Raw genomic sequence first — 13,069 nt, 5'->3', positions numbered from 1 at the left:
CGAAGCGCCGCTATTCGTCGAGCAAGTACGCAAAGATCAGCGGCGCCACGATCGAGGCGTCGGAGTTGATCATGAACTTCGGCGCGTCCGGATCGAGCTTCCACCAGGTGATCTTTTCGTTCGGGACGGCGCCCGAGTACGAACCAAACGACGTGGTCGAATCGGAGATCTGCGCGAAGTAACCCCAGAGCTTCACGTCGAGCTCCAGGTCCTGCACGATCAGCGGCACCGCGCAAATCGCGAAATCGCCGGCGATCCCCCCGCCGATCTGGAAGAAGCCGATCGAGCTTTGCTGCTGTGTCTCGACGTACCAGCGCACCAGGTGCTCCATCTGCTGCGTGCCCGACTTGATCACGTTGTGCGACTTGATTTTGCCTTCGTAGCAGCGGGCCGCGAAGATATTGCCCAGGGTGGAGTCTTCGTAGCCGGGCGAGTAAATCGCGACGTTCATCTCGGCCGCCGCGGCCACCCAGGAGTGCTCGCGCGGAATCTGGAAGTGCTCGTCGAGAGCCCCTTCGCGCAGGGCGCGGAAAAAATACTCGTAGGGGAAATACGATTCGCCCTTCTGGCCCGCTTCGGCCCAGTAATCGAGCATCACCGCTTCGAGATGGCGGATGACGGTCTCGGGAATGCAGGTGTCGGTCACGCGGTTGAAACCGTCGTCGCGCAATTGCGTTTCGTCGGCCGGCGACAAGTCTCGGTAGTGCGGCACCATCCGATACTCGTTATGGGCCACGAGGTTGAAAATGTCTTCCTCGAGGTTGGCCGCCGTCGACGAGATCGCGTGGACCTTGCCCGCGCGAATGATCTTGGCCAGCGACAGGCCCAGTTCGGCCGTGCTCATCGCACCGGCGATCGACATCAGCATCTTGCCGCCGCCGTCGAGATGCCGCTTCCAGGCCTTGGCGGCGTCGAGCATCTCCCGGGCGTTGAAGTGCCGGTAGTGGTGCTCCATGAACCGGCTGATGGCCCCCGTCGCCTGAGACTGGGGAACCGACACGGCAGCGGGCGATACGGTCTTCGTGCTCATCGCGGGCAAGTCCTTTGCGGCCGGGCAATCGCCGGACGGAAAACAGGGCCTCGAGTACCGGCCGAACGCCAGCGTTCGCCGAATTCCAAGCTTATCCTGCGTTCAGAATAGGGTTTAGCTCGATTCTTTCAACCCCGACCGATCGCCGCGATCGCCGGCAGGTCTGTTAGAATCACGTGTCTTGCTCGACGCCGCATCGCACACGCTCCCGGGAGATTGCCATGAAACTGTCAGGCCAGACTGCCGTCATCACCGGGGGAGGCGCCGGGATCGGAAGGGCCATGGCCCTGCGCTTTGCCGCCGAGGGCGCGCGCATCGTGATCGCCGAACTGGTCCGCGAGCGGGGCGAGGAAGTGGCCGAGCAGGTCCGCAAACTCGGCCGCGAAGCGCTGGTCGTCGAGACCGACGTGGCCCGTGCCGAAGATTGCGAGCGGCTGTTTGCCGAACTGGACCAGCGCGACTGGCCGGTCGACATCCTGGTGTGCAACGCCGGCAACGTGGTCGGCGGTCTGCGCCCGCTGGAAGAAGTCACCGATGAGATCTGGAACGCCACGGTCGACGTCCACCTGGGCGGCACCTATCGCTGCTGTCGCGCCGCGGTGCGACGGATGAAACCGCGCGGCCGAGGCAACATCATCACGCTCGGCTCGGTGGCCGGTCTGCGCGGCCTGCCCGGCTCGGCACCCTACACCGCGGCCAAGGGGGCGATCATCGCCTTTACCAAGGGTCTGTCGCACGAGGTCGCCCCGCACGGCATCCGGGTCAACTGCATCGCGCCGGGCTGGATCGACACCGAGATGCTCGCACAATTGCCCGAGAAATGGCGACCCGGCATGCTGCAGAACACACCGCTGGGGCGCCTCGGCACGGCGGAAGAGGTGGCCGGGGTCGCACTGTTTTTCGCCAGCGACGACAGCGCCTATGTCACGGGCCAGGTGATCAGCCCCAACGGGGGTATGTACCGCTGATCGCGAACACAGGGCCGTCGCTCAGCGCTTCAGCAGTTTTTCGAACTCGGCCTCGCTGAGGATCGGCACACCCAACTGCTGGGCCTTGTCCAACTTGCTGCCGGGGTTCTCCCCGACCACGACGTAATCAGTCTTTTTCGAGACGCTCGACGAAGCCCGGCCGCCATGCGCGGCGATGACCTCGTTGATGTCGTCGCGTCCGTAGTTGACCAGCGTGCCCGTCACGACGACCGTCTTCCCGGCCAGGGGCCCGCGCGGTTTGGACGTGCGCGGCGCGGTCATCTTCACCCCCAGCGAGCGCAGCTCCTCGACGACCTGGTGTCCCGGGCGATGATGCAGGTAGTGATGGACGCTGTGCGCGATGATCGGGCCCACCTCTTCGACCTCGCTCAATTCCGATTCGTCGGCGGCCAGCAGCGCATCAATGTCGCCAAAATGCGCGGCCAACACGCTGGCGACGCGAGTTCCCACGTGGCGGATGCTCAACGCGTTCAGCAGCCGCGCCAGGCCGCGATCCTTGCTGGCCTCGATTTGGGCCACGAGGTTCTCGGAGCTTTTCTGGCCCATCCGTTCGAGCTCCGTGAGCTGCGCCGCGGTCAGCCGATACAAGTCGCCATAGCCTTTCACCAGGCCGTCACGCACCAGTTGATCGACAAGCTTGTCGCCGAGCCCCTCGATGTCCATCGCGTTGCGCGTGGCGAAATAGCGAATCCGTTCGCGCACCTGGGCCGGGCACTGGTAGTTCGGGCAGCGGATGTAGACGCCCCCTTCGTCCTTGACGACCGGCGTGTGGCACTCGGGACACTTCTTCGGGAAATGAAAACGCGGCAGCTCGCCCTTGCGCTCATGCTTTTCGACGCGCACGACGTGCGGAATGATCTTGCCGGCCTTTTCGACGACCACCACGTCGCCCACGCGGATGTCCTTGCGCTCGATCTCGTCAGCGTTGTGCAGGCTGGCGCGGCTGACCACCGTGCCCGCCAGTTCGATCGGCTGCAAGTCGGCCACGGGCGTGATGGCGCCGGTCTTGCCCACCTGCACGCGAATCTGGAGCAGCTTGGTGGCCCCTTCGAACTTCTCGAACTTGTAGGCGATCACCCAGCGGGGACTTTTCGTGGTCGATCCGAGCCGTTCGCGCTGGTCGAAGCGATCGACCTTGAGGACCAGGCCGTCGACCTCGAAATCGAGCTCGTGCAGCCGCTCGATCAGTTCGTCGCAATGGGCCACGGCCGCGTCGAAGCTGCTAAACCGCTCGACGTGCGGCGTCGGCGGCAGGCCATATCCGCCGATTTCGTGGAGAAAATCGAGATGGTTCTTGGCCTTCAGCCCGCGTGTCGCGCCGACGCCGTGGCAAAACAGCCGCAAGTGCCGTTGCGCGCAAATCCGCGGGTCGAGCAGCCGAATCGCCCCGGCCGCGGCGTTGCGCGGATTGGCAAACAACGGCTCGCCCAGGGCCTTCTGCCGCTCGTTGAGGGCCACGAGCGTGCTGTTAGCCATGTAAACCTCGCCGCGCACTTCGAGCAGCTCGGGCGGCCGGCCCGAAAGCCGCAGCGGGACGTCGGCCATCGTCCGCAAATTGTGCGTGATGTCGTCGCCCACGCGGCCGTTGCCCCGCGTCGCCCCGCGCACCAGCAGCCCGTCTTCGTAGGTGATCGCGATGGCCACGCCGTCGATCTTCAGTTCGACGATCCAATCGATCGATTCGTCCGGCAGTAGCTTGGCGACCCGCTCGCCGTACTTGCGCAGCTCGTCGACGTTGTAGGTATTGTCGATCGAGAGCATCGGCACGACGTGGTCGACCGGAACCAGGCCGGTGACCGGCTCGTCGCCGACGCGCTGCGTAGGGCTGTCGGGCGTGATCCACTCGGGCCACTGGGCCTCGAGTTGCTCGAGCCGTTCGAGCAGGGCGTCGTAGGCGCGGTCCGAGATTTCCGGAGCCGCGTCGACGTAGTACTTGCGGTCGTGGTAGCGAATTTGCTCGCGCAGCTTCTCGATTTCGCCTCGGGCAGCGTCGCGCGCCGATTTGGTCATCACAGCCGTTTCCCACCGGGCCGATGCACCAGGCCGACCGCCCCAGGTGCCAACAAAAAAACCTCGAGGGACGACTCCCAGCGCCGTCGGGCCACCAACAAGGTCGCCCTTCAGCCGTCGTTCTCGAGGTTGTCGATCGCGCTTACGAATCGCAAGCGGACGGACAACTGGACTCTAACGAAGCCGATAGCGCCCTGCAAGAGTTTTCTCGCGCCGCCAGTTCGTGCACCAACGCGACAAACGCAGCGCCTCGTGCGCGGTAGTCCGCAAACTGATCCCAGCTTGCGCAACCAGGTGACAAAACGATCGCGCCGTCTGCCGGTGCGCGCTCCACGCACCAGGCGAATGCCTCGGCGAGCGACGGTCGGACGCCAAGCGCAACCTCGCGACGTTGCCGCTGGAGCACCTGATACCATGCGTCGCGGCAGGCGCCAAACAGCGCCACGCCGGCGACGTGTTCGACAATGCCGGGAACCACGTTGGCAAAATCGCCCCCTTTGTCGACGCCGCCGAGCAACAGCCACACCGGACGCTGACCAGAAACGGCTTCGACGGCAGCCAAAGTCGCCGCGGGCGTCGTAGACTTCGAGTCGTCGAAAAACTCGCGGCCGGAAAACTCGGCCACCCACTGCAAGCGATGGGGCAAACCACGAAACTCGCCCAGGGCCCGTTCGATCGCCGAGCGAGAGCAGCCAAGCCCTGCCGCCACGGCCGCAGCGCAAGCCGCGTTTCGCCGCTGATGTGCGCCCGGCACGCGTAGCGCAGGAATGCGGTCGTCCTGCCAAGCCGCGACGACGGGCGCCGCCGCCTGCTTCCGCCAATCGCAGGTACCAGCGGAACCCGGATCGAGCACCGCAAAGCCCCGGGGCTGGATCAAGCGCAACAATCGCTGCTTGGCGGCCGCGTAGTGAACTGCATCGGGATGCCAATCGAGGTGATTCGGCGTGCAGTTAGTGACCACCGCGGCTGCGAAGCGCGGCGCGGACTGCTCCAAGTGAAACAATTGAAAGCTGCTCAGTTCGAGCACGACCCAATCGTCGCGAGTCATCTGCGCCACGTCGTCCAGCAGACTCCCGCCGAGGTTGCCCCCTTGCCAGGTGCGGCGGCCGTCGGCCGTGAGCATGGCCGCGAGCATGGCTGTCGTCGAGGACTTGCCCGTGGTGCCGGTTACGCCGACGATCGGCGCCGGGCACGCCTGCAGGAACAGGTCAATCTCGGTGAGCCGGCGGATGCCCGCGGCGGCCAACGCCGCCAGGCACTCGTCGTCCGGACGCACGGCCGGGTTGACCACGACGGCCTGCGCTCCGAGCAGATCGTCGACCGTATAGCCGCCCAGGCGCCATTCGATCGCCGGACAGTCGGCCAGATCGGTCACCGAGCGTCCGAGCGCCTCGACCGGAAGACGGTCAGCCACGATGACCCGCGCACCGCAGCGCGACAAATAGCGTGCGGCACCCACGCCGCCGCCATGCGTGCCCAGGCCGAGTACGACGACGCATTGTTGGGCCCAATCCATGGCGCCGCTCATCCGGGAGGCGTTTTCGTCCGCAGATTCTAGCTCGTTCGGCGCGGTTTTCGCCAGCACACTTCGTCGCGCGCGGCTACAGCCAATCCGCGCATGATGGTAGAATCGTGGGTTTCGCTGCCGCGATCCGGACACAAGCCATGCCCCCACCGGTCCGCCCGACGATCGAACGCACGATCAGCCTCCGCGGGGTCGAGGTCCATAACCTGAAGCGGATCGATCTCGACCTGCCGCATCGCCGGCTGATCGTGTTTTGCGGCGTGAGTGGCAGCGGCAAGAGCAGCCTGGCGTTCGACACGCTGTATGCCGAGGGGCAACGGCGGTACATCGAAACGTTTTCGGCGTATACGCGGCAATTTCTCGAGCAGCTCGAGAAGCCCACGGCCGAACGCATCGACGGCATCCCGGCGGCGATCGCCGTAGGGCGCACGGCTCCCGGCCGCTCGAGCCGTTCGACCGTCGGCACGGTGACCGAGACCACCGACTACCTGCGGCTGCTCATGGCCCGGATTGGCCAGGTGGTGTGTCTCGATTGCCGATTGCCGGTGCGCCGCGAAACGCCGCAGTCCGTGGCCGCCACGCTGGCCGGGCTGCCGCAAGGGACACGGTTCATGCTGGCATTCGCGCGGACCCCGGAGAGCGGCGACCGCCAGGAACTCGTCGCGGCCCTGCGCGAAGACGGCCTGGTGCGAGTCGTCGCCGGCGGCCACATGCGAAACCTGACCAACGAGACGGCGGCCCTGGACGACGTGGAGGGCGAATGGCTCGTGATCGTCGATCGCCTGACCGCGGGCCAAACAACCGCCGAACGCCTGCGCGATTCGCTCGAAACGGCCTTTGCCAAAGGCGACGGTTCGTGCGTGGTGCTGGTCGATGCCTCGAATGGCGCCGGCGATTCGGCGCCCCCGGGCCACGAGACGTTGTTCGACGGTACAAGTTGGCGCCGCAGCGCCTTTAGCAACCGGCTGCAATGCGACCACTGCGGTCGGGAATACCCCCTGCCTGAGCCGCGACTGTACAGCTTCAACAGCCCCTTGGGGGCCTGCCCTACCTGCGAAGGCTTCGGCAACGTGATGGACGTCGACATGGAACTCGTCGTTCCCGACGCCAACAAATCGCTTCGCGAAGGGGCGATCGCCCCTTGGAATACGCCCTCGTATGCCCACGAGCTGGAAGAGTTGCTGACGCTGGCCGGCGACTATGGCATCGACGTCGACGTGCCCTATGCCACGCTCGGCGAAGAGGCGCGCCGACTGATCGACGAAGGCGTCCCGGACCGCAAGTTCGGCGGCCTGCGCGGCTTCTTTGCCTGGCTCGAGCGGCGCAAGTACAAGATGCACATCCGCGTGTTTCTCAGCCGCTGGCGAAGTTACCACCCGTGCCCGGACTGCAACGGCGCCCGACTGCGACCCGAGTCGCTGGCCACGGAAATCGGCAGTCGCAATCTGGCCCAGATCTGCGCGCTGAAAATCCGCGACGCTGCCGACTTCTTTGCCCGGCTCGAGCTCAATGCCTGGCAACAGACGGTCGGCCGCATGATGCTCGAACAGGTCCGCGCCCGGCTGGGATTCCTTTGCGCCGTCGGGCTCGACTACTTGACGCTCGACCGCACGATGCGCACGACCAGCGGCGGCGAGGCCCAACGGATCGCCCTGACCACGGCCCTGGGCTCGAGCCTGGTCAACATGCTCTATGTGCTCGATGAACCATCGGTGGGCCTGCATCCGCGCGACACTGAGCGACTGTTGGGGGCGCTGCGGTCGCTGCGCGACCGGGGCAACACCGTCGTGGTGGTCGAACACGAGGAAGCGATCATCCGAGCCGCCGATCATGTCGTCGAAATCGGCCCGGGCGCCGGCGAACGTGGCGGCCAGGTAGTCTTCCAGGGGACGCCGCGGGATATCGAGGCCGACACGCGCAGCGCGACGGGCGACTACCTGTCGGGCCGAAGGCAGATCCGGCCGCCCCAGCAGCGGCGTAAGCCGAATCACGGCTGGATCAGGCTGGTGAACGCCCGCGGGAACAATCTGCAGAACCTGACGGTCGAATTTCCGCTCGGCGTGCTCTGCGTGGTCAGTGGTGTGAGCGGCGCAGGCAAGAGCACGCTGGTGCAAGACACGCTGTACCCGGCGCTGTGCCGCCGCATGCGGAAAGAAGCTGCCCAGTCGGCCTTGTGCGACGACGTGCTGGGCGACGGCCAGCTCGACGACGTGATTCTGGTCGACCAGAGCCCCGTGGGACGAACGCCCCGTTCGAACCCGGTGACCTATCTCAAGGCGTTCGACGAAATCCGCGCGGTCTTTGCCGACACGTTCGATGCCCGGATGCGAAACTACACGCCCAGCCATTTCAGCTTCAACGTCGACGGCGGCCGCTGCCCGGGCTGCGAAGGCGACGGTTATGTCGAGATCGACATGCAGTTCCTGCCCGACGTGTTCATGAAGTGCAGCCAGTGCGATGGTCAGCGCTACCGGCCGGAAATTCTCGAGGTGCTCTACCGGGGACGTTCGATTGCCGACGTGCTGCAGATGACCGTCCGCGAGGCGTTTACCTTCTTCCGCGGCTCGCCAAAGGTGCAGGTCCGGCTGAAACGGCTGATCGACGTGGGGCTCGACTACCTGCGCCTGGGACAACCGGCGAATACCTTGAGCGGCGGCGAGGCCCAGCGCCTGAAACTGGCCGCCTACCTCTCGACCGCCAAGCGCGGCCGCTGTCTGTTTCTGCTCGACGAACCCACGACCGGCCTGCACTTTCAGGACATTGTGCAGTTGCTCGATTGCTTCGATGCCCTGTTGGCCGTAGGACATTCGTTGATCGTCGTCGAGCACAACCTGCAGATGATCGCCGCGGCAGATTACATTATCGACCTGGGACCGGGCGCGGCCGACGAAGGCGGACGCCTGGTCGCGACGGGCACGCCCGAGGCGGTCTCGCGCAATTCGAAAAGCATCACGGGAAAGTTTTTGAGCAAATCTCTGGCGCAAAGCGCTCAGGAACGCTCGGCATAGCCATCCGCAAACTCAGACATGTAAAGGCACCCTGGCAATGCAGCGACCATCGTACGGCTGGAGAGCTTTGATCCTCGCGGCAATCATTGTTCCCGCGGTTGGCTCAAGTGGCTGCGGCCCGGCCCCCCATTTGCCGGGCTCGGTCCCATCGCCTGCGACCGCTCCGCTCCCAGCGCCGGCCCCCGCTGCGCCGCAGGCTCAAGGCTGGCCCGCCGGTAGCGACGCGGCCCAGAGCCTCGACGAGCTGGCCGCGCATCTCCGCAAGACGGTCGACGAATTCGTCGAGATGCACGAGAGCAGCTACTACCCCACGGGCTGGTCGAAGATGCGGCGCGTGGTCAGCGACGTGACCGTCGAACGGCACGAGGCCGCAGGCAAGCAGACCGCCATCGTGCACGTGACCTATGTGAAACACTTCTCCCGAATGCACAAGTTGCGGGAAGATGCCGCGAAAGAAACCGAGCTGCTGCCCGCCAGTCCCGGACCGACGTTCGAGTCGATGCGCTCGTCGAAGAATGTGCAGTCGGAGCCCATGGAGTTGGCCTTGTCGTATGAGTTGCAAGGCGACACCTGGCGGCGCGTCGGCGAGACGATCAAGCCACCGTTCAAGGAAGGTCGCGACCTGGCCGACAAGCTCGGTCTGCCGTAAGCGCGAACCCGTTCCCGGAGAAGTTTCCCGTTCCATGCCGGACGCCCCCGATTCGCCTGATTCCCTGGCGCGCTATGCGCGCCAGATGCTGTACCCGCCACTGGGCCGCGAGGGACAAGAACGCCTGGCGCGCGGGCGGGCGCTCGTCTGCGGGTGCGGGGCCCTGGGCAGTGTGATCGCCAATACCCTGGCCCGCGCCGGCGTCGGTCACCTGCGTCTGGTCGATCGCGATTTCCTCGAGCTGAACAACCTGCAGCGTCAGGTGCTGTATGACGAGGACGACGTGGCGGGCGATCTGCCCAAGGCCATTGCCGCGGCGAACAAGCTACGCCGCATCAACTCGGCCATCGAGATCGAGCCCGTGGTCGCCGACGTCGATAGCGGCAACGTGCTCGAGCTGGCCCGGGACGTCGACGTGATCGTCGACGGGACCGACAATTTCGAGACGCGATTCCTGCTGAACGACATTGCCTTGCGCGAGCGCATCCCCTGGGTATATGGCGGCTGCATCGGGGCCGAAGGCCAGACGATGACCATCTTGCCGGGCGAGACACCCTGCCTGCGCTGCCTGGTCCGCGACACGCCCCCCCCGGGGACGACGCCCACCTGCGACACGGCTGGCATCCTGGGCCCGGTGATCAATGTGATTGCCTCGCTCGAGGCGCTCGAAGCGATGAAGATCCTGGCCGGCCGCCGCGAGGCGGTCAGTCGGACCCTGACGGTCGTGCACCTCTGGGACAATCGCATCCGGCAGGTAAAGCTCGATGCGCTATCGAGCAGCGACTGCCCGGCCTGCCAGGGCCGGGAGTTTCCCTGGCTCGAAGGCACCCGCGGCAGCCGTTCGGCCGTGCTCTGCGGTCGCAATGCCGTGCAGCTTAATCCGGCCGAACCGACGCTCATCTCGCTCGATGAAATGGCCGCGCGCCTGGCCGGTACGGGCGAGATCCGCCGCAACGCGTTCCTCTTGCGGCTGGCCGTGGACGACTACACGTTAACGCTGTTTCCCGACGGCCGGGCCATCATCGCTGGCACCGACGATCCGGCGGTTGCGCGGACGGTTTATGCGCGCTACGTCGGGGCCTAATCGGCGAGCGCCGCCACCCGGGTCGCCGCTTCCATGATCCGCTGTTCGGTGGCCTCGCCGCGGACAAATTCGCCAGTCAAACGCCCCTCGCAAAGCACCAGGATCCGATCGCTCACGGCCAACAGCTCGGGCAGTTCGCTCGAGGTGACCAGGATCGCCAAACCCTGGCGGCAGAGCTGGTCCATGAGCCGATACAGCTCAGCCTTCGCGCCCACGTCCACGCCGCGCGTCGGGTCGTCGAGCAGCAGCACCTTGGGCCTCGTCAGCAGCCAGCGCGCGATGATCGACTTCTGCTGGTTGCCCCCACTCAGGCTGGTGATCGCCGCGTCGGGGCCGGACGTCTTGATTCCCAGCTCTCCGATCGCTCCTTGGGCGAGTCGCTGCTCCAGGGGCGGATAAATCAGCCCTGCGGAGAGCGTCTGCGCCAGCGCGCGGAGCGTAATGTTCTGCCCGACGTTCATCCGCTCGAAGATGCCCAGGCGCTTGCGGTCCTCGGTGACCAGGGCCATGCCCGCGCGGCACGCCTCGGACGGATTAGCAAACTTGACCGGGCAGCCGTCGAGCAGGATCTGGCCCAGGGGTACCTCGCGGCTCGCCCCGAACAGACATTCGAGTAGTTCGGTGCGCCCCGCACCCACCAGGCCGGCGATGCCGACGATCTCACCCCGGCGCAGCTCAAGACTCACCTCGTGCAGGCGCCAGTGCCGGGCGTGTCCCGGCCAGGGCAAGCTGAGGCGATCGACGCTCAGCACCACTTCGCCCGGGGGGCCCGGCGTACGGGCTTCGGCCGCTTCGATCTCGCGCCCGACCATCAGATGCGTGACTTCGCGCGGCGTCGTCTCGGCACGGGGCATCGTCCGCACGTGCCTCCCGTCGCGCAAGACGGTGATCGTATCGGCCAGGCGAAACACCTCGTCCATTTTGTGCGAGATATAGAGCATGGTGACCCCGCGCTGTCGCAGCCTGGCCAGGATGCGCTCCAACCGCGCCGATTCAGCTTCGGTCAGTGCACTGGTCGGTTCGTCGAGAATCAAGACGTCGGCCGCAAGCGACAACGCCTTGGCGATCTCGACTAATTGCTGGTCGCCCACGCGCAATCGCCCGACGGGCCGATCCGCGGGCACGGCGCATTCGAGCTCGGCCAGCAGGGCCGTCGCCTCGCGCAGCATGGCGCGCTCGTCGAGTAGCCCCCACGCGGTGCGCCGCTCGCGGCCCAAGAACACGTTCGCGGCGACCGACAGTTCTTCCACCAGGTTCAATTCCTGGTGGATGATGCTGATGCCGGCCGCCTCGGCATCGCGCGTGCCGCGGAATTGCATCTCGCGACCGGCGACGCGCACGCAACCCTCGTACTGCGTAACCACGCCAGCGAGGATTTTCATCAGCGTGCTCTTGCCTGCGCCGTTCTCGCCGACGATCGCATGCAGGCTGCCGCGGCGCACGGAGAGCGAAACGTCGTCGAGCGCAACGACGCCGGGATACCGCTTCGTGACGTGCTCGATCTGCAGATGCGGCTCGGCGGTCATGCAACAATTGCCTATCGGGCCGTGCGCGTCAACCGGCGTTCGAGCACCTGCAACCCGACCAGCAGCGCCAGCGCCGCGAGCCCCGCGCCGACGCCCACTTGCAGGCGAAACACGATCGTCGCCACGGCGCCGATGAGCAGCACCAGCGCCACGGTGGCCACGATGCCCAACGCCCCCGGGAACAGACGCTGCCGGGCAGCGATCATCGCCCGCCAGTTGTTGAATGCGACGGCGACCACTACGAGCAGGCCGACGATCAGGCCCTCGTACACCTCGGCGCCGCTGTTGATGATCTTGGCGATGCTATCGACCACGACGCGTAAGAACACGCAGCCCAACACCACACCGAACACGGTGCCTACGCCGCCCTGCAGGCTGCAGCCGCCGACGACGGCCGCGGCGATCGCGTTGAGTTCGTACGCGCGTCCCAGGGTTTGGGGGTCGGCGACGCTCTGGTCGGCGATATAAAGTACCCCGGCCAGCGACGAACAAAGCGCGCCGATGCAGTAGGCCAGCCACTTCAACTGGTCGGTGCGAATGCCGCTGAGCCGCGCGGCCTCTTCATTGCCGCCCAACGCATAGAGGTGGCGGCCCACCACCGTGCGGCTCAGCAGCAGCGCCGCGAGCACGGCCAGCACGGCAAAAATCGCCACTGGAATCCAGACGTTCGTAGCCAACGACCGGAACTGCGGATCGAAAATCTGGATCTGCGTGCTGCGCGCGCCGGCAAACGACTCGGTGACTTTTTCGGCCAACGCCCGGCCCAGGCTGCGCAGCCCCACCAGCGTGGCCAACGTCGCCACAAAGGGCGGCAATCCGACGGCCGAAATGAGCCACGCGTGGAGACTGCCGATCAGAAAACCCACGATCAGCGTGCCCAGCACCGCGACGATGATCACCGCAGGGCCAACCGGCTCGGCCCGCTGCATTTGCTCGGGAGCCATCGCCAGCATCAGAGCGCCGCAGATCGTACCGCTAAAGGCGATCACCGAACCGGCCGACAAGTCGATGCCGCCCGAGATGATGACGATGGCACTGCCCAGGGCAAAGATGCCCAGCAACGACGCGTGACGCGAAACGTCGTGTAGGCTCGAGAGCGGCTCGTGCCAATACACGCGCTCTGAATCGAGCAGCACCGTCCCCAGCAACACGGCCAGGATCGCCACGATCAGGCCCGATTCATGGGCCTTGAACAGTCTGGCCAAAGTACGCATGGGCTCTAAACCGGAAGCGCGATCGGAGCATGCA

Annotated in this window: 9 protein-coding genes; 4 read left to right on the top strand and 5 right to left on the bottom strand. The window is 65.8% G+C overall.

Annotation, left to right across the window (positions count from 1 at the left end; all coding sequences use genetic code 11):
- Positions 1-10: 10 nt before the first annotated feature.
- A complete protein-coding gene (locus K1X74_09515) occupies positions 11-1,030 on the bottom strand; it encodes a deoxyhypusine synthase family protein (GenBank protein ID MBX7166570.1) in 1,020 nt (339 codons plus the stop codon).
- Between the two features lie 221 nt (positions 1,031-1,251).
- On the opposite strand from K1X74_09515, the gene K1X74_09510 reads away from it, so the two are divergent.
- A complete protein-coding gene (locus tag K1X74_09510; GenBank protein ID MBX7166569.1) occupies positions 1,252-1,998 on the top strand; it encodes an SDR family oxidoreductase in 747 nt (248 codons plus the stop codon).
- Positions 1,999-2,019: 21 nt separating this feature from the next.
- Here the strand turns inward: K1X74_09510 and ligA are convergent, their stop codons facing one another.
- Both ligA and murD read right to left on the bottom strand, forming a co-directional pair.
- Positions 2,020-4,029 carry an NAD-dependent DNA ligase LigA gene (gene ligA / locus K1X74_09505; protein MBX7166568.1) on the bottom strand — a complete coding sequence of 670 codons (2,010 nt, stop codon included), beginning with the start codon at positions 4,027-4,029 and terminating at the stop codon, positions 2,020-2,022.
- A gap of 142 nt (positions 4,030-4,171) precedes the next feature.
- A complete protein-coding gene (murD, locus tag K1X74_09500; GenBank protein MBX7166567.1) occupies positions 4,172-5,545 on the bottom strand; it encodes a UDP-N-acetylmuramoyl-L-alanine--D-glutamate ligase in 1,374 nt (457 codons plus the stop codon).
- Positions 5,546-5,694: 149 nt separating this feature from the next.
- Between murD and uvrA the strand changes: the two genes are divergently transcribed.
- From uvrA to K1X74_09485, 3 genes are all read left to right on the top strand, one after another.
- Positions 5,695-8,562 carry an excinuclease ABC subunit UvrA gene (uvrA, locus tag K1X74_09495; GenBank protein ID MBX7166566.1) on the top strand — a complete coding sequence of 956 codons (2,868 nt, stop codon included), beginning with the start codon at positions 5,695-5,697 and terminating at the stop codon, positions 8,560-8,562.
- 130 nt (positions 8,563-8,692) lie between these two features.
- Complete coding sequence (locus tag K1X74_09490) at positions 8,693-9,211, top strand: hypothetical protein (protein MBX7166565.1); 519 nt, start codon at positions 8,693-8,695, stop codon at positions 9,209-9,211.
- 34 nt (positions 9,212-9,245) lie between these two features.
- A complete protein-coding gene (locus K1X74_09485; GenBank protein MBX7166564.1) occupies positions 9,246-10,295 on the top strand; it encodes a ThiF family adenylyltransferase in 1,050 nt (349 codons plus the stop codon).
- Here the strand turns inward: K1X74_09485 and K1X74_09480 are convergent.
- Complete coding sequence (locus K1X74_09480) at positions 10,292-11,821, bottom strand: sugar ABC transporter ATP-binding protein (protein MBX7166563.1); 1,530 nt, start codon at positions 11,819-11,821, stop codon at positions 10,292-10,294. The genes K1X74_09485 and K1X74_09480 overlap by 4 nt on opposite strands.
- 11 nt (positions 11,822-11,832) lie before the next feature.
- On the bottom strand, positions 11,833-13,035 hold the full coding sequence (locus K1X74_09475; GenBank protein ID MBX7166562.1) for an ABC transporter permease: 1,203 nt from the start codon (positions 13,033-13,035) through the stop codon (positions 11,833-11,835).
- Positions 13,036-13,069: the final 34 nt, after the last annotated feature.

It is taken from the genome of Pirellulales bacterium (assembly GCA_019694435.1).
Lineage (GTDB): Bacteria > Planctomycetota > Planctomycetia > Pirellulales > JAEUIK01 > JAIBBZ01.
The sequence above is the reverse complement of the archived record's forward strand: the minus strand, read 5'-3'. Positions and strand labels throughout refer to the sequence as shown.

Bases quoted from the DNA above. Each gene is read 5' to 3' on its own strand.
- K1X74_09515 (MBX7166570.1), bottom strand. From the start codon at position 1,030: ATGAGCACGAAGACCGTATCGCCCGCTGCCGTGTCGGTTCCCCAGTCT.
- K1X74_09510 (MBX7166569.1), top strand. From the start codon at position 1,252: ATGAAACTGTCAGGCCAGACTGCCGTCATCACCGGGGGAGGCGCCGGG.
- ligA (MBX7166568.1), bottom strand. From the start codon at position 4,029: ATGACCAAATCGGCGCGCGACGCTGCCCGAGGCGAAATCGAGAAGCTG.
- murD (MBX7166567.1), bottom strand. From the start codon at position 5,545: ATGGATTGGGCCCAACAATGCGTCGTCGTACTCGGCCTGGGCACGCAT.
- uvrA (MBX7166566.1), top strand. From the start codon at position 5,695: ATGCCCCCACCGGTCCGCCCGACGATCGAACGCACGATCAGCCTCCGC.
- K1X74_09485 (MBX7166564.1), top strand. From the start codon at position 9,246: ATGCCGGACGCCCCCGATTCGCCTGATTCCCTGGCGCGCTATGCGCGC.
- K1X74_09480 (MBX7166563.1), bottom strand. From the start codon at position 11,821: ATGACCGCCGAGCCGCATCTGCAGATCGAGCACGTCACGAAGCGGTAT.
- K1X74_09475 (MBX7166562.1), bottom strand. From the start codon at position 13,035: ATGCGTACTTTGGCCAGACTGTTCAAGGCCCATGAATCGGGCCTGATC.